This window comes from Endozoicomonas sp. G2_1 (assembly GCF_017744155.1).
Taxonomy (GTDB): Bacteria; Pseudomonadota; Gammaproteobacteria; order Enterobacterales; family Alteromonadaceae; genus JAGHQT01.
Map to the genome: position 1 here is coordinate 359,124 of NZ_JAGHQT010000002.1, position 20,997 is coordinate 380,120.

Below are 20,997 nucleotides of genomic sequence, written 5' to 3' on the forward strand. Positions count from 1 at the left end.
TTAAAAGCGATTTAGGCAAGGCATTGATTGCAAAGAATGGTTGTTCCCTTGTTAAAATCAATAACGCCGCATAAATCGTCTTTTAAACCAACCCTTCGGGCGCTTCACAGGAACTTACTCTCATCGTTGCAGCTAATTACCATTCCTGCTAGCTGCGCCTTGATATTAAGTCCCTGTGATAGCGCTGAATCACGCATCTTGAGGTGGTTTGGGTATTTCTAGCTTACGCGATGATTAAGGAAAAAAAGTGCAACAAATAAGGAAAAACTGTGCAAATACATTGAACACTGCGAAAAGTCAGGAAAATAAGTGTAGACTAACTATTGACCGTATCGCTCTAACAAGACTTTGAAATAATGCGCATTTTTACCAAACTACTACTCGCACTTCTGTTTACCAGTGCTTTGTTGTTATGCGCTTTGTATTGGTTAATCCAATTGAGCTTTGACCGCGGTTTACTCAACTATATCAATCAAAAAGAGCAGCAAACCTTAACTCTTTTGGCTGAAAATCTCGCTCGCTACTACAGTGAAACTGGCAGTTGGTACACTCTCACAACAGCACAATCTAAGCTCGACAGATCATCTCACAGCAGGCAGCGCCCAGTTGAGCGCCTGCGACAGCGAGAGCGTATTGCCCGTAAACGTCCACCACAGCAACCAGCAGGAAATTCGATAAATCATCGGGATTGGCGCCTATTGATGATATTGTCGGAGCGCGGCCTACAGTACCCCACTGACCTTGATATAGGTTTAACTTATTTGCAGACCGAGCGTCCGCCCAGAGCGCGTTCACGCCCTACCCCTTCTCAATTAAATCGCCAACAACAAAACGAAATAAGCTTGGCGGCCAACCAACAAAATCGTCGTGCTATGACCTTTTCTCAACGTAAGCCCAGTTTGCTCGATGCAAACAAACAGGTGCTGATTGGTCGCTATCGCGCAACAGACAAGCTACAACCTATTACTCACCAAAAAGAGGTTATTGGTTTTGTCGCAATGACACCACAGCAAACCTTAACCGACAGTTTTGATTTAAGTTTTGCACAAGAATTGCGCCAAAATATTGCCTTGATACTCAGCGCAATATTTGCGTTTATGGTGCTGATTACCATTGCGCTATCTCGCCATTTCGTCAGGCCGATTACCGAACTAAAAAATGCGCTGGTCGCGCTCAACCAAGGTCAATTAACAACACGAGTTACGGTTAATGGCAAAGATGAAATCGCAACATTAGCTCGAAACTTGAATGACTTGGCAGCAACACTAGAGCAAAACGAAAGCTCGCGCAAACGCTGGATTGCCGACATTGCTCACGAGCTTAGAACACCGCTTGCTATTCTAAAAGGCGAACTAGAAGCGTTTGAAGATGGTATTAGAACGCTAAGTTTGTCTAACTTAATGTCGATTAATGAAGAAGTTAATCACTTACAAAAACTGATTAACGACCTCAACGAACTCAACAATTCTGAAATAGGCACGCTAAATTACCACAAGCAAAACCTCAATATTGTTGAGCTAATAGAACTCAACGCCGCTCGACATCAATATCTCATTGAACAAAAGCAATTGAGTTTTGTGCTCAATACCCCAACCCACGCGCTAACAATTTGGGCCGATGAAACTAGGCTTAATCAGCTTCTAGACAATCTAATAACTAACTCTGTTAAATATACTGATAGCCCTGGAGAATTGACACTAGTTGTTGAAAAGAAAAATAATTTTGTCGAAATCACTTTGGCAGACAGTGCGCCGGCCGTGCCGAACGAAGCGCTAGACCAGCTTTTTGACCACCTATTTCGCGTTGAAAACTCCCGCAATCGCAAAACAGGAGGTTTGGGTATTGGCTTAGCGTTAGCAAAAAACATTGTCCACGCCCACCAAGGCGAAATTGCCGCCCAGCACAGTAAACTAGGTGGCCTCGCCATTGTGATTAAACTGCCGTTGATATAATCTTTAACCGGCGAGTAAAGGTAGCAAAAAATATGGCTAAAGTACTGATTGTTGAAGATGAAATAAAACTTGCTAAGCTGCTAAAAGACTACTTATCGCAAGCTGGCTATGAGACAGTTTTGTGCCACGATGGTTTAGACGTTATCGATGTATTCAAACGAGATACCTTTGATATGGTGTTACTCGACTTAATGTTACCGGGTAAAGATGGTTTAACCTTGTGCAAAGAAATTAGATCGTTTTCGCAAGTGCCTATTATTATGGTGACTGCTCGAGTTGAAGAAATTGATCGCTTAATGGGCTTGGAACTAGGCGCTGATGATTACATTTGTAAGCCGTTCTCACCTCGTGAGGTGGTTGCTAGAGTAAAAACCGTGCTCAGGCGTATTACTCCCAGCAATCAGCAACAAGACGATCAGAGTCGTCAACACCCTATCGAACTTGACCACAATAAGCATCAGGTTAAGATTTATGGCGTTGAACTTAGCCTAACTGCAACAGAGTTTAACTTGCTGGAAATTCTCGCCAAAGAACCGGGAAGAATCTACTCTCGTAGCCAACTTATTGATCTCGCCTACCGCGATCATCGCATTGTCAGCGAACGTACCATCGACAGCCATATCAAAAAACTGAGAAAGAAGCTGAACGATATAAATTCCGAACACGAACTCATACATTCGGTTTACAGCTTGGGCTATAAGCTTGAGGTTTAATTTTTAACATACAAAACTTAACTTGAACGTGCATAAAGTAAAGAAAAGAGCTTAAACTCTTCAGAGCGTTATTTCTAAACAACTAATAATAGATACAAGGATCGTTATGACACTATTTAAAGCGTTAATAAAGTGGGCTTATGAAGCGTTTTGGTTAATTTGGGTATTTTTGATTGTTTATCTCATCCATCAACTAATTTTATTACCTTGCAATGAATTAAGCTTGGTCTGCATACCAGAAACGCAGATAAATAAATATTACGCCTCAACAATCCAGTTACTTGGAGGAGGAATAATCATATTAAACATAGATTCAAATCTAGGCTTGTTTAAAAAGACCAACATTGTTTCACATAGTTTAGCAATTATAAAAAGCTTTCCGCTCAATAAAAAACTAACAACAGTAACTAAACAGCATACCTTCGTTCTGAACTTTGAAAGTAATATAAAAAATAGAGGATACAAAGGCCCGAGTACCATTGAAGAACATATAGAAGTTTTGCAAAAGCAAATAGACTGGTTGAAAGATGACCTAAAAAATCACCATAGAGAACTAAGCGAGAAAATTAATGAGCAACACTCTGTGCTGTCTGAAAAAATAGCTTCAACCAAAACAGAAGTTAATTCATTAGAAACAAAAATAATAAATTCTGCAGTAGGTAGTTTAAAACCACAAATACTTGGCTTTGTATTAATTTGCTATGGCGCTTGGTTAAACATCATTTAGAACAAAACAATCAGAATGAAAAAGCCCGAAGATTTCTCTTCGGGCTTTTTGGTATGGCTTTCACGCCGGAAAAATTGTCAGTAGCAAGGCTTTGTCAGCGACGCATAGGTGGTTTTCTATGCGAGCGCAACAATAACGCCGCTAATGGCGATTTTAACCAGTGAAATTACATCATGCCTGGCATGCCGCCCATTCCACCCATGCCGCCCATATCAGGCATTGCAGGTGCACCAGCGTCTTTTTGCGGAGCGTCAGTAACCATAGCTTCAGTGGTTAGCATTAAGCCAGCAACTGAGGCAGCAAATTGTAATGCACTGCGAGTCACTTTAGCTGGGTCTAAGATACCCATTTCTAACATGTCGCCGTATGAGCCGTTACCAGCGTTGTAACCGAAGTTACCTTCACCGTTGCGCACTTCGTTAAGTACTACCGACGGCTCGTCACCACAGTTAGCAACGATTTGGCGAAGTGGAGCTTCCATTGCGCGGATAGCAACGTTGATACCGTGGTTTTGGTCTTCGTTGTCACCGGTAAGCGCTTTGATTTTCTCAGCAACGCGAACTAAAGCAACACCACCACCAGCAACTACGCCTTCTTCAACGGCAGCGCGAGTTGCGTGCAGGGCGTCGTCTACGCGATCTTTCTTCTCTTTCATTTCAACTTCAGTTGCAGCGCCTACTTTGATTACCGCAACACCGCCAGCTAGCTTAGCAAGGCGCTCTTGAAGTTTTTCTTTGTCGTAGTCAGATGTTGAATCTTCGATTTGACCGCGAATTTGAGCAACGCGTGCTTCGATGTCTGCTTCTTCACCAATACCGTCGATGATTGTTGTGTTGTCTTTAGAGATAACAACGCGCTTAGCTTGACCTAGGTCTTCTAAAGTTGCTTTCTCTAATTCCATACCGATTTCTTCAGAAATTACAGTACCAGCTGTTAATGTCGCGATATCTTGTAACATCGCTTTACGACGGTCGCCAAAGCCCGGAGCTTTAACAGCAGCAACTTTAACAATACCACGCATATTGTTAACAACTAATGTTGCAAGTGCTTCGCCTTCAACATCTTCAGCGATGATCAATAATGGTTTACCCGCTTTAGCAACCGCTTCTAAAGTACCGAGCAATTCGCGAATGTTTGATACTTTTTTATCAACTAATAAGATGAATGGGTTTTCTAACTCAACCGCACCGCTTTCTTGGTTGTTGATGAAGTAAGGTGATAAGTAGCCGCGGTCGAATTGCATACCTTCAACAACGTCTAATTCGTTTTCTAACGATTGACCTTCTTCAACAGTAATAACGCCTTCAGTACCTACGCGGTCCATTGCTGTTGCAATGATTTCACCAACAGTTGAGTCAGCGTTTGCAGAAATAGTACCTACTTGCTCAATCGCTTTGTTGTCGGCACAAGCAGTAGAAATTGCTTTAAGCTCTTCAACTGCTGCAACAACGGCTTTGTCGATACCGCGCTTAAGATCCATTGGGTTCATACCCGCAGCGATTGACTTTAAGCCTTCGTTAACAATAGCTTGTGCTAAAACAGTGGCGGTTGTGGTACCGTCACCTGCTTCGTCATTTGCTTTTGACGCAACTTCTTTCACCATTTGTGCGCCCATGTTTTCAAACTTGTCTTCAAGTTCGATTTCTTTCGCCACAGACACGCCGTCTTTAGTGATAGCTGGACCGCCGAAAGATTTGTCTAATACAACGTTACGGCCTTTTGGACCTAAGGTTACTTTTACTGCGTCTGCTAGTACGTTAACACCGTTAAGCATTTTAACGCGTGCATCGTTACCAAATAGTACGTCTTTTGCTGCCATTTTAATGATTCCTATATTTTACTGTGTTACTGCCGTGTGTAACTGCATGTTGTGCTACAGTTACCGTGGCAATAGCTAATAATATTTGTGATTATTCAACAATTGCTAAGATGTCGCTTTCGCTAAGAATAAGTACTTCTTCGCCGTCGATTTTTTCTGATTTAATGCCGTAACCTTCGTTGAAGATAACTTGATCACCAACTTTAACGTCTAAAGCGCGTACTTCACCGTTTTCAAGAATACGACCGTTACCTACTGCAACCACTTCACCACGGGTTGATTTTTCGGCCGCACTACCAGTTAATACAATGCCGCCAGCAGATTTAGATTCTACTTCTTGACGCTTAATGATTACGCGATCGTGTAAAGGACGAATGCTCATTTATGCTCTCCTGAGAGTTTTACTTATTTACAATAAAATAGGGTTAAATACTGTCGAATTTATTCGATTGATTTAAAAATGGGGATCAATTTTTTTGAGACAAGTCATCGAGGAAAAATTTTTACTCTTTTCGCTCATATTCACCTTCAAAAACATCGCCTTGATGCTGCTTATTAGACTTGGGCTCCGCTTGGCCTTTCGCGGCCGGCTGAAAGCCGTCTTGGTCAAATTGATTGGTTTGTTGGCTGTGAAACGATTGATGGAACTGAAAACCACTGTGCCCCTGTGTATTATTGAAGCCGCTTGAGTGAACAGACATGGTCGCTTGATTAGCTAACGCTTGTTGAACACCAGCCGATAACTTGGCGCGCACAGATGGAATAAGCAATGACAAGCCAAAAGCATCGGTGACAAAGCCAGGCGTTACTAGCAAGACACCAGAAATCAGTAACATTAAACCTGTGACTATTTCCGCTGATGGCATCTCGCCTTGCGCAGTCTTGGTTTGGACCGCTTGTAATGTTGCCAATCCTTGCTGGCGCACATATTTAGCGCCCAACCACGCGCTGATTATAACTAGCGCGACCGTTGGCCAAGTACCCAGCAAGCTACCGACTTGCATCAAGACAGCAATTTCAATAATTGGTACAACAACAAAAAAGACAAACAGAAAACGAAACATGGTTGAGCCTGAAAATTAATTTTTATGAAACTTATATTGGGCTGTTCTGGTCTTTTTCAAGCAAGTTAGCGAGGCAGGGCTTGTTAACTGTTAGCTTGGCTCGTCTATCTATTTGATAGCATTTAACAAATTAACCTGAGACACTAACCACTCGGTTTTTGAGTAGGACGAGCCAAATGACAGTAAGTCAGTACCAAATGATATTGTGTACTTGCCCTAATGAAGATGTTGCTCGAGATATTGCAACGGGTTTAGTCAAAGAAAAGCTTGCCGCTTGTGTTAACATGATTGCAGGTGTCACCTCTGTTTACATGTGGCAAAATGAAATAAACCAAGATCGCGAAGTTCAACTTCTGATCAAAAGCCAAGTCCACTTATTTGATGACTTGGTGCAATATATCGAACAAAAACATCCTTATGATGTGCCTGAAGTTATTGCTGTGAACATCCAGCAAGGCAATAACGCGTATTTAAACTGGATAAACGAAACGTTGCAGTAGAAGTAATTTGAATGAAAAATTTTGTCCGACTTTTTAGCCTAGTCAGCATGCTGCTTTTGAGTCAGCTCGCCAGCACTCAGTTAAGTTATGCTCAAGAATCGTTATTCGACACTTCATCGTCGTCGCTATTTAGCAATGATGATGAATTTTTAACGTTAGAAGAAGCTTTCGTTTTTGATTTTTTTCAAAAACGCGACAAGTTAGAAGTAACCTTTAATATTCAAGAGGGCTACTACCTCTATCGCCACCAATTCAAAATCAGTGCTGAAAATGCCGATATTACACCAGTTGAATTACCCGCTGGCATTGAGCACGAAGATGAATTTTTTGGCGTTCAGCAAATTTTCAAAGATAGTTTAGAGTTTGTTGTTGATATTAACCAAGCTGACGCTAACGGTGTCATTAGCATTCGCTACCAAGGCTGTGCCGAAAAAGGGTTGTGTTACCCACCAACAACCAAGAAAATTGACTTGTCGGCCGTTACTGCAAGCTCAGATGCGGTATTAAACGCATTAGCCGGCGAACAAAAATCAACGCAAGTATCAGCCACTCAAACAACAGACGCTAAAGCAGCGGCTGGCGGCGAAAGTAGCGAACAGTTCAAACTTGCCGACATGCTGGCCAGTGGTAACGTTTGGATTACCTTAATTGCCTTCTTTGGTGGTGGCTTGTTACTTTCATTCACGCCATGTGTATTCCCAATGTACCCTATTTTAACCGGTATCATTGTTGGCCAAGGGGATAACTTATCCACTAAGCGCGCGTTTAGCTTGTCGTTTTTCTATGTTCAAGGTATGGCGATTACCTACACCTTGTTAGGTGTTGTCGTCGCACTTGCCGGTGCTCAGTTCCAAGCGATGTTCCAGCACCCTGCGGTATTAATCGCCCTGAGTATTTTGTTTATTTTCTTAGCGCTTTCAATGTTTGGTGTTTTCAACTTAGCCCTGCCAAGTAGCTGGCAAAACAAATTAAACAACCTGAGTAACCAACAAAAAAGTGGCTCGTACAAAGGTGTTGTTGCTATGGGTGCAATCTCAGGCTTAGTGGCATCGCCATGTACTACAGCTCCGTTAACTGGCGCGTTAATTTATATTTCGCAGTCGGGTGATATCGTTTTAGGCGCTTCAGCACTTTACGCACTTAGCTTAGGTATGGGTTTACCACTATTAGTTTTGGGTAGCTCAGGTGGTAAGATTTTACCAAAAGCCGGTAACTGGATGACGGTGATTAAAAACATCTTTGGTTTCTTATTACTAGCGGTACCTGTGTTCTTAATCGAGCGCTTTATTCCAGCAGCGGCAGCCAATGTTTTATGGGCATTGTTAATACTTTCAACGGCAACATACTTCTACGTTGCCAATAGCGATAGCACTAAGAACTTCTGGTTTGGCCTGAGAAGCATGGTTATCTTCGTGATGATGTTCTTTGGCGCTAATCTTTTGTATCAAACAGTATTGCCAAATACAGGTTCACACCAAGCCTCAACCGAAAGTCATGAACAGCACTTTACCAAAGTGGCTAATTTAGCTGAATTGCAATCAGCGGTTAAAGAGGCTAACGCCAACGGTAAAACCGTGATGTTAGACTTATATGCCGATTGGTGTATCGCTTGTAAGGAATTTGAGAAGTACACCTTCCCAACACCACAGGTGCAACAAGCACTAGCTAACAGTGTGTTAATTCAAATTGACTTGACTGATACAGGCTCAGAATCAAGTGTCGAGCTTATGGGACACTTTGAAGTGTTTGGCTTACCGTCTATTTTATTCTTTGACTTAAACGGCAACGAATTAGATTTAAAACGCGTGACGGGCTTTATGGGTGCCGATGAATTCGCAGCTCATGTTAACAGTACGTTTAATCAGTAATGTACAGTATACAGTTAATCGGCTTTTGGGTTGATTAACAAACACAAAAAAGCGGCTAACACCAAGTGTTAGCCGCTTTTTTCTTTGTCTTTTTTTATTTAAGTGGCGCTAAATTACATAAGCGCTTTATGAGTTCTTATACCAGAGCTTACTAGCCTCAACTTGACTAACGAGATATTTAGCGCTCACGCTTAAACAGCCTTAATGAGTAGTTATCAGCGAAAACTCATAAATTAACCAAATGCCTATAGGAGCTCGGTATTATTTCGCTTCGGTCTTCCAGTGACCGTCGATTAACTGGTTATCGACAAATTCAGCCAACTCAGCTTCAGGTACTGGTTTAGAGAAGTAATAGCCTTGGATAATGTCACAATCATTTGAGCGCAAGTGTCGAAGCTGGGCACCGGTTTCAACCCCTTCAGCAACTACAGTTAGCCCTAAGTTTTTAACCATTGCGATAGTCGACATAATGATTTGATAATCGGCGTGGTTCTCCAACATGCCGAAGATAAAGCTCTTATCAATTTTGATCACATCAACTGGCATCCGTTTAAGGTAAGCCAAAGACGAATAACCTGTACCAAAGTCATCAATGGCAAAGCTAAAGCCGATATCTTTGAGCGTTTTCATTACATCGATAGCGTGTTCGATATCTTTCACTAGCGTCTGTTCAGTCAACTCTAACTCGAAATGACTCGCTGAGATTCTGAATTCATCCATTAAGCCAATTAAGTAATTCGCTAAGTTAGGGTCTAAAAACTGATCGGCAGACAAGTTAATCGCGACTTTAATGTCTTCTAACCCTTGCTCTTTAAGCTCGATTAATAATTCGACACTGTGACGAATGACCCAGTACCCCAATTCAATCATGTGTTCTGAATTTTCGAGAATAGGAATAAAGTCATCGGGTGAAACCATTCCTCGTTCAGGATGATGCCAACGCAATAAGGCTTCAAAACCAAATAATTTTTTACTCTTGGTTTCTAGTTGCGGCTGTAGGCTCAAACTAAATTGATTCTTGGCTAACGCTTGTCTGACTTCACCTTCTAACATGACTCGTTGAGCCACTCTCTGGTACATATCGTCGTGATACACAAAGAGCTGACCACCACCGTGTTCTTTAGCTTCATACATAGCAATGTCAGCAAAACTGACCAAATCATCAGCTTTAATACCAACCTCTTCGCTATACACTAAACCGATGCTGGTCGAGACGTAAAAAATACTGGTGCCAATGCGAATTGGCTCTTTAAAGTTAGCCAAAATGCGCTCTGCTACATCAATGGCATCTTGTTTGGTATTCATTTGGCTTAGTATGACAACAAATTCATCGCCGCCAAAACGACATGCGAGATCAAATTCTCGAATACTCAAGCGAATGCGATTTGCCGCTTCAATTAATAGTCGATCACCTTCACTGTGACCGTGGCTATCGTTGACCTTTTTAAAGTCATCGAGGTCTAAAAACAAGACCGCAACACTGCTTTCATAACGGCCGAGCTTGGCAACCGTTTTGCGCAATTGATAGTTGAGCATATTGCGATTCGGCAAACCCGTGAGTAAGTCGTACATCGCAATGTTTTCAAGCTCTTTGGTCTTTTGTTCGACTTCGATATTGAGTTGTTCTAATTCGTAACTCAGCGATTGAGCAGCCGTTGTTACAATATCGAGTTCATCGTGAACCAAACGCTGTTGAACAATTTTTGCTTCTCTGAACTGGGCGAACTCTTTCTTAGCGAGTAAGGGTAAAGCATTAGACAAACGCAGCAGGCGTTTAGTAAATGGACTGGCGACGAAGAAAATAAACGACATCAAGGTAATAAAAATAACTAAGACTGAGAGCAAAAACTGATAACGATACTGGTCGCTTTCTGCTTTATAAGCACTTAAATCACCGACCATCGCCAAGTAATAGGCCTTTTTCCCGTCATTTGATAAAGGCAGTAAATTGAATAAATAAAAATACTCACCGACTTGTTTATTGAGCCCTATTTGTTCAACATCACGCAGTGAAACTTGGTCTTCGCCCGCTAAAATCTGTTCGAAAATAGCTGGGTTAGAACTGGAGTGAACCTCAACATCAGCTAACTTACTATATAGCTGGCGATTAACACTAACAATGGCAATATCGCTCTTTAATACGCTATTCATTGAATACAACATATCAGCTAGCGAAGCTGTCAAAGCAACAACAGCAATTTCGCCTGCTTGATTCAATACTGGCACAGCAATAAATTGCTTACACAAGGTATCACAATAAAGCTGGCTTATCGGTTCTTGCCGCAGTAATACGTTAGCAATACTAACTTGAGCGTAATCAGGCAAATAGCTAGAGGCATAGATAACTTCTTGTTTGTTACTCACTAACCAAAGATTTTCAACACCTAAGTGGAGCTGTAGTCCATCAAACTGCTTTGACAACACACTGGCAAAATTGCCAAAGTCATCGCTATTTTGAAATTGCATAATATCAGCAAAAGACTCTAGCCAAACTCGCAATTGACTGGTCAATTGATGCTGATGCATGTCGAATTGTTGTTGCCCCTGCTTAAAAGCATCGACTTGATATAGTTCGAATTCAGTTTGCAGTCGATTCAAAGACAACAAACTAAAACCAATACTGACAAATAGCAGAGTTCCCAAGGTCAACGCCATCAACTTATTGGGTACACTTACAAATATTTTTTTCATAGTTAGAACCAGTAAGTTAGTTGAGCGGCCCAAACACGCCAATACTCACTGTCATTGAGCTCAACGTTAGGCGTCAATGCTGGAGCTAAACGAGCACCACCTTTAACCCAGTGGTGCTCCAACTGCAAGCGCAGGTTGTCGGCAACATCATAACTAATGCCAGCTGTGACATCGTTGTGGAAACCAAAATAACTTGGTACGCGCCCACCCGTTGCCGCAGACGCTAAACTGCCATTTTTGTCATCTCGATTGCTGTAGAAGCGCTCGTATCTCGCTAACAAACGGGTTTTATCGGTTAAGTGATAACGCACCTGCGAATAAAAGCCTTGACCGACACTGTCTCTAAAAAAGCCCGGTGCAATAAAGTCATTAATAATCAAACGACTGTAATTAAGCTCGGTGACAAATTCCCAGTGCTCACCTTGATACATCGCATTAATATTAGCGCGCTCGATAATAAATCTGCCGCTTTGATAAACGCGATCAAATTCAGAGGCCTTGTATTGAAAAGCTGCGTCGAGTAAAGCGATACCATACTGCCAATTGCTATCAATAGGTCGCCAGTAAAGTGCAAGTTGTAGATCTTTTCTGTGATCTAAATCGCCTTCTGCTAACTCTCCCAGCAAAGTTTTAGTTTGCTTTGTTGTTAATTGGGTCGGCCCTGACCCTAACGTAAAATCAAATTCACCGTATTTTGACGAGGAATAACTAGCAGCGAGCACAGCACCATCGCCACCGATACCAGTATCGCGAAAAGCATCAAAGTAAACAGATTGTGGCAAGATAATACTCGGGCGTACCATAGGCACGTCACGGGTACTAGAATGAAGTAGGTTATAGCTTTTGGTTCGCCCTAAATACAGATTTACCTGCCAATCAAAGGTGTTAACTGCCGCCCAATCAAGCAGTAAATAGTCTAACCGGGCACCATCACTTAATCGATTGCCACCATTGATATAGGTCACCTGACTTGTTGCTCTTAAGCTCGGTGATATTTGATAAGAGCCATTAATACCAAGCTCAGTCAATTCAAATGACAGGTCACCATCGTCATTGATAAAGTTGCTATTCTCGCTCTGAACAACACCTTGAGAAATATAGCCATGCCAAACAAAACTCTGCTCATCAGCATAGCTCATACTGCTTAGTAGCACGCCAACAGCGGCCACTGTAAACTTATGCTTATTGATTAATTTTAACAACACTTATACTTTCCTGAGAATTCAGCATCGGCGTATAACCAATTGCACCCGGCGTAGTTTTTACTGCTTCGAGCAATGCTTCAGGTGAATCGACAACAATGGGCTTTTTGCCCACACCCGAAAATACTAGCTTATTCCAGATTCTATCGAGTTGGTAGGGAAATATCTTTAAAACTTCGCGACTAAATGCTTTATGGACTTGGTGTTCACTAGGTAGGACATAGACAACAATAGCTTCGCCACTCGGCCATACCGATTGGCGCATGGAATAAATTCGCCGCAACTGCGTCGTTGACAAGGCGTCAACATCTAGACCACGGTGTGTAATTACTTCCACAGCATGGGTCATTGGGCTAAGCAATGAGCAAAAGCCAAATATGATTAAGAAAGGCAAACGTTTAATAACTATATCCTTGTTAACCAAGAAAAAACTTCATTACAACAAACGGCGAAAAAACACTAACTAGATCAACCGAATCAACAAACAAGACAATGTCTTGTCAACTACTATTGTTCTACATTCGCTTGTTAATAAACAAATGCATTAAACGCAATCTAACATATCGCTAAAACCTACTATTATTTATATCAGTAAGTATTAGAAATTTCCATCTAAGTGCTTATGATATTACAGATTCTTACTATTTTCTCGAGTTATAACTCAAATTATTTCTACTAGAACCAATAGATCAATTGAGCAGCAGAAATTTGCCAAAATTCACTATCATTGAGTTCAACATTCGGCGCCACCACGGGCGTTAAACGAGCCGTGCCCTGTACCCAGTGTTGCTCTATTTGTAGTCTTAAATTATCTAAAACATCAAAAGTAAGCCCGATGGTAGCATCATGTTGATAACCGAAGTATGCTGGAATACGGCCGCCAGACAATGCGACGATTTGCGAGCCATCTTTGTCATCTTTGTTGCCAAAATATCTCTCGTAACGCGCTAAAAAGCGCAGCCTATCACTAATATGATACCTTGCTTGTACAAAGCCACCTTGCCCTTTGACATCAATAACAAAATTTGACGAGAAGAAACCTTCTTGATTCAAACGCTCCTGGATGAGTTCTGAACTAAACTCCCAGTTTTCACCTTGGTAGATGGCGTTAACCATCAAACGCTGAACGACTAGCCAGCCATCTACAAAAATATCTTGCTGTTCAGACAAATAGGTAAATTTACTATCGAGGCCAACAACACCAAAACGCCAATTTGACAAACTGGGCTGCCAATAAAAACTGGCTTGCCGGTCATCATCGTGTTCAAGCTCTCCTTGTGCAAATTCTCCGAGTAAGGTCATCACTTGCTTACTTGATAGCTCAGTGGGTCCGGAGCTCACGCTAAAATCAAACTCGCCGAGTTTTTCATCGCTGTAACTTACGTTCATTGCCGCGCCATCACCGCCAATGGCAGTATCGCGAAAGCCATCAAAGTATATGGACTGCGGTAACACAATACTCGGGCGATCAACCGGCACATCGCGAATACTAGAATACAGCCAATGGTTATTTTTAATTCGTCCTAAATAAAAATTAACCTGCCAATCAAGGTTGTTAAATGCCGTCCAATCAAGTAATAAATAATCGAGCTTAACCCCTTCACTCAATCGATTGCCGCCATTGATGTAAGCGAGTTGCCCAGTTGCTCTTAGCGTAGGTGTTAGTTGGTAGCTAGCATTGACACCGACTTCGGTAAGCTCAGTTGATAAATCACCGTCATTATTGACAAAATCACTGTCTGAACTTTGAATTAAACCTTGAGCAATAAAGCCATGCCAATCAAAATTTTTGTTAGCATTGCTCATTGGGCTATATAAAGCCAAAGTAGAAAACAGCGCTAGTAGCTGCCTACAGGTATGAGTTCTTCCCTTATTTATGAACGTTAACAACATTGACTGCATCCTTAATTTCCATGTTATCAATATAACCTATCGCACCTTCTGTGCTACTCACTGCCTCGAGTAGCTGCGCCTGGGTATCAACAATAATAGGTTTTTTACCTGTGCCTGAAAAAACAAGCTTATTCCATACTCTATCGAGCTGATAAGGGAATATCTTTAATGTTTTTTTACTAAATACTTGATGAGTGGGATGTGATCTTGGCAACGCATAAACAGTAATAGGTTGGCCGTTAGGCCAAACCGACTGACGCATTGAATATATTCGCCGAAGCTGCGTCGTAGTGAGTGAATCAAGTTTCATACTGCTATTGATGATCACCTGTACCGCCGCACTGGCATGAGTGTGAGTGATGCTAAACAGCATACAGATCGCTAAGATAAGTACCTTAACCATCTAGCGCCTCTGTATTAGGGTTTGCAAGAAATACTACTATCATTATCATTTTACTTGCAGCCTGTGATAAACCTTTTTGAAAGCACGCGAAGTTTTGCGTTGTTTTTCTTTTTTGTTATGCATTTACAACACAATAACAAGTGTCATTATTTTTTACAACATCCCCAAAAAAATGGTCAAAAATAAACCTTGCAGCTGATTAGACCAGTATTTTGCTGCGAAATACTGCGAAAAAGCTATAATCTGTAGGAATATTGATAAAACTTAATTTTTCTTTTGATTTTTGCTTGTTGTATGTAAACATGAAGAAAAAACAATAGATAGAAACATTTTTACCGAAGATGACTGCAAAATATAAGATTTTAGTTCTAAATGGTCCAAACCTAAACATGCTAGGCAAGCGTGAACCAGCGCTTTACGGCAGCCAAACGCTCGCCGATATTATCGACGACTTGACCAAAATTAGTGCAACACTTTCAGTTGAACTCAGTCACTTTCAATCAAATTCTGAAGCTGATTTGATTAACGCGATTCACCAAGCACATCAACAAATTGATTTTATCATTATCAATCCAGCAGCATTTACTCATACCAGTGTTGCTTTGAGAGATGCTCTGTTATCAGTGAGCATTCCTTTTATTGAAGTTCACTTGTCTAATGTTCACGCCCGTGAGCCATTTAGACAACACTCTTATTTATCAGATGTCGCCAAAGGCGTTATCTGTGGTTTAGGTGCTCAAGGTTATCAATTTGCCTTGACCGCTGCAGTAAACCAATTAACAACTAACAGTTGCCAAAGCAACTAAACTAATAAACAAAGTTAAGGTGTTCCAATGGATATTCGCAAAATTAAAAAACTGATCGAATTGGTAGAAGAGTCAGGTATCAATGAATTAGAAATTGCTGAAGGTGAAGAGTCTGTTCGCATCAGCCGTGGTGGTGCCGTAGTAACTGCGCCAGCTGCTCCAGTAGTTCAAGCAATCCCTGCTGCTGCGCCAGCAGCACCTGTGGCAAGCGCTCCAGCAGAAGCAGCGGCACCTGCATTATCAGGTCATATTGTTCGCTCACCTATGGTTGGTACTTTCTATTCAGCAGCTTCACCAGATGCACCAGCATTTGTTGAAGTAGGTCAACACGTTAACGCCGGTGACACTTTGTGTATCGTTGAAGCAATGAAAATGATGAACCAAATCGAAGCTGACAAGTCGGGTGTTATCAAAGAAATTCTAGCGAAAAACGAAGACGCTATTGAATTTGACCAACCGCTATTCGTCATTGAATAAGCCCAACTAAGTAAGGGTAATTCCATGTTAGAAAAAGTCGTTATCGCTAACCGAGGAGAAATTGCACTACGCATACTGCGCGCGTGTAAAGAGCTCGGTATAAAAACAGTCGCAGTGCACTCAACTGCCGATAAAAACCTTAAACACGTATTGCTAGCAGATGAAACCATCTGTATTGGTAAGCCACCAGCAACAGAAAGTTATTTGGATATTCCAAGCATTTTAACGGCTGCCGAAGTAACCAATGCCGTTGCTATTCACCCTGGCTACGGCTTTTTAGCCGAAAATGCCGATTTCGCTGAGCAAGTTGAACAATCTGGCTTTACTTTTATCGGTCCAAAAGCTGATAGCATCCGCATCATGGGTGACAAAGTTGCCGCAATTCAAGCAATGAAGTCTGCCGGTGTACCTTGTGTACCGGGTTCAGACGGGCCATTAACTGACGATGCCGAAGTCAACCTAGCACACGGTAAGCGTATTGGTTACCCTGTCATCATCAAGGCATCAGGTGGCGGCGGTGGTCGAGGTATGCGCGTTGTTCGCGAAGAGTCAGAGCTTATTGAAGCGATTCAATTAACCAAAGCTGAAGCTCGCTCAGCATTCAACAACGACATGGTTTACATGGAGAAATTCCTTGAAAACCCTCGTCATGTTGAAATTCAAGTAATCGCTGATGGCCAAGGTAATGCTATTCACTTAGGTGAGCGTGACTGTTCAATGCAACGTCGTCACCAAAAAGTTGTTGAAGAAGCTCCGGCTCCAGGTATTACACCAGAAATGCGCGCCAAAATTGGTGAGCGCTGTTGTAATGCTTGTATCGAGATTGACTATCGCGGTGCAGGTACCTTTGAATTCTTGTACGAAAATGGCGAGTTCTATTTCATTGAAATGAATACTCGTATTCAAGTTGAGCACCCGGTTACCGAAATGATCACCGGTGTTGACTTAATCAAAGAGCAATTGCGCGTTGCTGCTGGTCAGCCATTGTCTTACACCCAAGACGATATCAAAATTAATGGCCATGCTATCGAGTGTCGTATTAATGCCGAAGATCCACGTACCTTTATCCCTTCACCGGGTAAAATTACTCGTTTCCATCCGCCGGGTGGCATGGGTGTGCGCTGGGATTCTCACATATACGCTGATTATTCAGTACCGCCTTATTACGATTCAATGGTTGGTAAACTGATCTCATACGGTGATAACCGCGATGTCGCTATTGCGCGTATGCGTAACGCACTTAACGAATTAGTGGTTGATGGTATTAAGACCAACATCGCACTACACAAAGATATTTTATCTGACCAAGGTTTTGTTAACGGTGGTGCCAACATTCACTACCTAGAGAAAAAACTTGCTGAAGAAGAATAAGACAATATTCGTTAATTAAGCGAAAACCACTAAGCCTAGTTTAATTTTATTAAACTAGGCTTTTTTATTTGAGATAGTGCAAAAAACCCGCATTCATAGCCGAAAGTTATAGTTAACTTAATCACTGTCAATGGCTATTGATAACATTTTCGCCATAATCAAATAACAATTTATCAAATGTCGGCGAACTTTCTGGTTGTTTGAACAACTAAATACAAAGTAAAAAACGACGACATAACAATAAAAAAAGGTATAAAAATGAGCGAGATGACATTTCAAAATGGCTATGGTGACAGGGAGATTGCAGTGGCAGCCGCCAATGCACCACTAGTAAAAACTGCTATTGCGAAAGGTTTGTTAACCGAAGAGAAGCCCGTTGTTGGCTTTATTGATATTGCTGGTGTTCGACAAACCGTTGCCTCGTTGAAACAAGCCTTTCCCGACCACTTTGAGCATCACTTTGCAGTAAAAGCAAACGGTATGTCGTCGGTATTAAAGCTATTGCGCGAAAATGGTATGCGCGCAGAAACGGCTAGCCCGGGTGAGCTAAAGCAAGCACTTGGCGCAGGCTTTACCGGTAGCGAAATCGTCTTTGACGAACCAGCCAAAACCTTACACGCGATGAAAGAAGTTGTTGCCATTGGCGCAACGCTACACGTTGACAACTTTGAAGAAATGGCGCGCGTAAAAGAATTGCTCGCCGACGGTTACGACGGTGAAGTTGGTTACCGAATCAACCCACAAGTGGGTAGCGGTAAAATTAAAGCAATGAGTACTGCCGGCCAACACTCAAAGTTTGGTGTACCACTTGAAGATGAAGGTAATCGCGAACGTATTATTCAAGATTACTTAGCCAATCCTTGGATGCGCACGGTGCACACTCACGTTGGTTCTCAAGGTTGTCCGTTTGAGTTAATCGCTGAAGGTATAAATAAAATTATTGCACTGGCAAAAGAAGTCAATGAGCGTGCAGGTGAACAACGCATCGTATCAGTCGATATGGGTGGTGGTTTACGCGTTAACTTTGAAACAGAAGAAATTACTCCAACGTTCGCCGACTACGCTGAATTTTTGAAAGAAAATGTACCAGATTTATTCACTGGCGAATTCCGTGTTAAAACTGAATTTGGCCGTGCGGTAATGGCGAAAAACGGTGCCATTTTAGCCCGTATTGAATATGCTAAAAACAGCGGCGGACGTCATATTGCCACTAGTCACGCCGGTGCTCAAATAGCAGCTCGTACCATCTTTATGCCCGAGTCTTGGCCACTAAGACTGTCAGCATTCGATGCTGATGGTAACCACAAAACGTCAGACGTTATTGAACAAGACGTCGCTGGCCCGTGTTGTTTCGCTGGTGATGTCATCGCGCATCAACGTCAATTGCCAAAATTGAACAGCGGTGACTGTGTTGTTATTCACGACACTGGCGCTTACTATTTCTCTAACCCGTTTTTCTACAACTCACTACCAGCATCGGCTGTTTACGGCTATGAAGAAAAAGACGGTACTCTCGAGTTAGAAGAATATCGCGCCCAACAAACGCTTGAATCAATGATGGCGTTAATCGGCTAAATTAATCTTGGTTAAACATTGTCGCCACACGTTAATGTGATAGTATAACATTAACGAATCACATTGAGGTGGCGTACTGTTCACCCCACATACCAAAAAGGTGAATCAGCTAACTGATTCACCTTTTTATTTTATGCTCACAATAGGTTTTATCCAATGAAAAAAAATCTCTTAAAAACACTATTGAACAAATCGATACTAGGCTCAGCGCTTGCTGTCACCTTAATCAGCGCACCACTACAATTGCAAGCAGCGAGTCATGTTAACGAAAGCAACGCCATTATTCGTTACAACACCATTCATCACCCAGTGATTGGTGAAGGCGGTATGGTGTCAAGTCAGCGTATGCTGGCTAGCCAAGTAGGTGCAGAGATCCTACGTCAAGGTGGCAACGCCATCGACGCAGCAGTAGCAACAGGTATTGCCCTTGCAGTGACCTTGCCACGTGCCGGTAACTTAGGCGGTGGTGGTTTTATGTTGGTTTATTTAGCCGAACAAGACAAGACCGTTGCCATCGACTACCGTGAGATGGCGCCAGCTGCCGCTCATCGCGATATGTTTTTAGATAAGAACGGCGATGTTGATAACCAAAAAGCTCGCTTTAGCCACGCATCTTCAGGTGTTCCAGGCACAGTGGCGGGCTTATCTCACGCGCTTAAAAAGTACGGCACTATGAGTTGGCAAGACGTGGTAAAACCGTCAATTAAGCTAGCTGAGCAAGGTATTTTAGTTTCTTACGACCTGGCTGAAAATTTAAAAAGTCGTCACAAGTGGTTAACGGCAAATCAAGCTACTGCCAATGCTTATTACAAAGCTAAGGGCGTACCTTACGAGCCGGGTGAAGTATTAGTGCAGCCCGACTTAGCATGGAGCTTGAAGCAACTTGCGAAAAACGGTCCTCAAGCATTCTACCGTGGTGAAATCGCGAAAAAGATTGCTGCTGATATGAAAAAGCACGGTGGCTTAATCACGCTGAAAGACTTAGCTAACTACAAGGTTGCTGAACGCGAAGCGGTCACGACAAACTATCGCGGTTACGAGGTAGTTTCAATGCCACCGACTAGTTCTGGCGGTGTTCACGTAGCACAAATGCTCAATATTTTGGAACACTTCCCACTGGCAAAAATGGGTTACGGCAGCGCCGACAGTATTCAAGCGATTACTGAAGCGATGAAGCTTGCCTATGCTGACCGCAGTGAATATCTCGGCGATCCAGATCACTTCGAGGTACCAATTAAAGGCCTAACCAGTAAAGCCTATGCAAAAGAGCTTGCTGACAAAATATCTCTAAGCAAAGCGACGCCATCAACAGCGATTAAGCCGGGCAACCCAGCACCTTATGAGAGCCCAGACACGACTCACTTTTCGGTGATGGATGCCCAAGGTAACGCAGTATCCAATACTTACACGTTAAATTTTTCATACGGCTCAGGCATTGTGATTCCAGGTACTGGCATCTTAATGAACAACGAAATGGATGACTTTTCATCAAAGCCAGGTGTTCCTAACGGTTTTGGTTTAATTGGCGGCGAAGCCAACGCCATTCAACCGACTAAACGTCCATTGAGTTCAATGACGCCAACCATGATTTTCAAAGATGATCGTCCTTTTGTTATTACCGGTAGCCCAGGTGGCAGCCGCATTATTACGACCGTTTTACAAGTGCTGATCAACGTTATGGACCACGATATGAATATCGCTCAAGCCGTTCACGCGCCGCGTATTCACCATCAATGGTTACCTGACCAACTTGAACTTGAGCCGGGCTTTAGCCCAGACACAATCAAGTTGTTAAAAGCTAAAGGTCAAAACGTCAAAGATGGCCGTACCATGGGTAGCGTACAATCAATTATGTATAAAGATGGTAAGTTCTTCGGTGTATCAGACCCAAGACGTCCAGATGCTGGCACCGTCGCGGTAAAATAGTCTGCGTTTA

Annotated in this window: 18 protein-coding genes; 10 read left to right on the forward strand and 8 right to left on the reverse strand. The window is 42.3% G+C overall.

Going from position 1 to position 20,997, the window contains the following annotated elements; all coding sequences use genetic code 11:
• The first annotated feature begins 356 nt into the window (after positions 1-356).
• From J7384_RS04675 to J7384_RS04685, 3 genes are all read left to right on the forward strand, one after another.
• A complete protein-coding gene (locus J7384_RS04675; RefSeq protein WP_209111707.1) occupies positions 357-1,952 on the forward strand; it encodes an ATP-binding protein in 1,596 nt (531 codons plus the stop codon).
• A 32-nt stretch (positions 1,953-1,984) separates the two neighbouring features.
• Positions 1,985-2,665 (forward strand): response regulator, encoded by a 681-nt coding sequence (locus J7384_RS04680; protein WP_209111708.1) that lies wholly within the window; start codon positions 1,985-1,987, stop codon positions 2,663-2,665.
• 106 nt (positions 2,666-2,771) lie between these two features.
• The gene (locus J7384_RS04685; RefSeq protein WP_209111709.1) at positions 2,772-3,392 is read left to right on the forward strand and encodes a hypothetical protein; all 621 of its coding nucleotides are present in this window, start codon (positions 2,772-2,774) and stop codon (positions 3,390-3,392) included.
• 166 nt (positions 3,393-3,558) lie between these two features.
• Here J7384_RS04685 and groL read toward each other — a convergent pair whose 3' ends face one another.
• The 3 genes from groL to J7384_RS04700 all read right to left on the reverse strand — a co-directional run bounded on the left by groL (position 3,559) and on the right by J7384_RS04700 (position 6,275).
• Positions 3,559-5,211 carry a chaperonin GroEL gene (groL, locus tag J7384_RS04690; RefSeq protein ID WP_209111710.1) on the reverse strand — a complete coding sequence of 551 codons (1,653 nt, stop codon included), beginning with the start codon at positions 5,209-5,211 and terminating at the stop codon, positions 3,559-3,561.
• Between the two features lie 91 nt (positions 5,212-5,302).
• Positions 5,303-5,593, reverse strand: coding sequence for a co-chaperone GroES (locus J7384_RS04695; RefSeq protein WP_209111711.1), 291 nt, complete (start codon positions 5,591-5,593; stop codon positions 5,303-5,305).
• A gap of 121 nt (positions 5,594-5,714) precedes the next feature.
• Complete coding sequence (locus J7384_RS04700) at positions 5,715-6,275, reverse strand: FxsA family protein (RefSeq protein ID WP_209111712.1); 561 nt, start codon at positions 6,273-6,275, stop codon at positions 5,715-5,717.
• 176 nt (positions 6,276-6,451) lie between these two features.
• Between J7384_RS04700 and cutA the strand changes: the two genes are divergently transcribed.
• Both cutA and J7384_RS04710 read left to right on the forward strand, forming a co-directional pair.
• A complete protein-coding gene (gene cutA / locus J7384_RS04705; protein ID WP_209111713.1) occupies positions 6,452-6,775 on the forward strand; it encodes a divalent-cation tolerance protein CutA in 324 nt (107 codons plus the stop codon).
• 11 nt (positions 6,776-6,786) lie between these two features.
• Positions 6,787-8,643 (forward strand): protein-disulfide reductase DsbD, encoded by a 1,857-nt coding sequence (locus J7384_RS04710; protein ID WP_209111714.1) that lies wholly within the window; start codon positions 6,787-6,789, stop codon positions 8,641-8,643.
• A gap of 261 nt (positions 8,644-8,904) precedes the next feature.
• Here J7384_RS04710 and J7384_RS04715 read toward each other — a convergent pair whose 3' ends face one another.
• The 5 genes from J7384_RS04715 to J7384_RS04735 all read right to left on the reverse strand — a co-directional run bounded on the left by J7384_RS04715 (position 8,905) and on the right by J7384_RS04735 (position 14,832).
• On the reverse strand, positions 8,905-11,334 hold the full coding sequence (locus tag J7384_RS04715; protein ID WP_209111715.1) for an EAL domain-containing protein: 2,430 nt from the start codon (positions 11,332-11,334) through the stop codon (positions 8,905-8,907).
• A 2-nt stretch (positions 11,335-11,336) separates the two neighbouring features.
• Positions 11,337-12,539 carry a hypothetical protein gene (locus J7384_RS04720; protein WP_209111716.1) on the reverse strand — a complete coding sequence of 401 codons (1,203 nt, stop codon included), beginning with the start codon at positions 12,537-12,539 and terminating at the stop codon, positions 11,337-11,339.
• Positions 12,517-12,801, reverse strand: coding sequence for a hypothetical protein (locus J7384_RS04725; protein WP_209111717.1), 285 nt, complete (start codon positions 12,799-12,801; stop codon positions 12,517-12,519). The genes J7384_RS04720 and J7384_RS04725 overlap by 23 nt, the downstream gene beginning before the upstream one ends.
• A 410-nt stretch (positions 12,802-13,211) precedes the next feature.
• Positions 13,212-14,429 carry a hypothetical protein gene (locus J7384_RS04730; RefSeq protein WP_209111718.1) on the reverse strand — a complete coding sequence of 406 codons (1,218 nt, stop codon included), beginning with the start codon at positions 14,427-14,429 and terminating at the stop codon, positions 13,212-13,214.
• On the reverse strand, positions 14,407-14,832 hold the full coding sequence (locus tag J7384_RS04735; protein ID WP_209111719.1) for a hypothetical protein: 426 nt from the start codon (positions 14,830-14,832) through the stop codon (positions 14,407-14,409). Before J7384_RS04735 ends, J7384_RS04730 begins: the two co-directional genes overlap by 23 nt.
• A 341-nt stretch (positions 14,833-15,173) precedes the next feature.
• Between J7384_RS04735 and aroQ the strand changes: the two genes are divergently transcribed.
• The 5 genes from aroQ (at position 15,174) to ggt (ending at position 20,987) form a co-directional block, all read left to right on the forward strand.
• Positions 15,174-15,638 (forward strand): type II 3-dehydroquinate dehydratase, encoded by a 465-nt coding sequence (aroQ, locus tag J7384_RS04740; protein ID WP_209111720.1) that lies wholly within the window; start codon positions 15,174-15,176, stop codon positions 15,636-15,638.
• Between the two features lie 27 nt (positions 15,639-15,665).
• Positions 15,666-16,115 carry an acetyl-CoA carboxylase biotin carboxyl carrier protein gene (gene accB / locus J7384_RS04745; protein ID WP_209111721.1) on the forward strand — a complete coding sequence of 150 codons (450 nt, stop codon included), beginning with the start codon at positions 15,666-15,668 and terminating at the stop codon, positions 16,113-16,115.
• 24 nt (positions 16,116-16,139) lie between these two features.
• On the forward strand, positions 16,140-17,486 hold the full coding sequence (gene accC, locus J7384_RS04750) for an acetyl-CoA carboxylase biotin carboxylase subunit (RefSeq protein WP_209111722.1): 1,347 nt from the start codon (positions 16,140-16,142) through the stop codon (positions 17,484-17,486).
• Positions 17,487-17,744: 258 nt separating this feature from the next.
• A complete protein-coding gene (locus tag J7384_RS04755; RefSeq protein WP_209111723.1) occupies positions 17,745-19,061 on the forward strand; it encodes a diaminopimelate decarboxylase in 1,317 nt (438 codons plus the stop codon).
• A gap of 156 nt (positions 19,062-19,217) precedes the next feature.
• Complete coding sequence (ggt, locus tag J7384_RS04760; protein ID WP_209111724.1) at positions 19,218-20,987, forward strand: gamma-glutamyltransferase; 1,770 nt, start codon at positions 19,218-19,220, stop codon at positions 20,985-20,987.
• Positions 20,988-20,997: the final 10 nt, after the last annotated feature.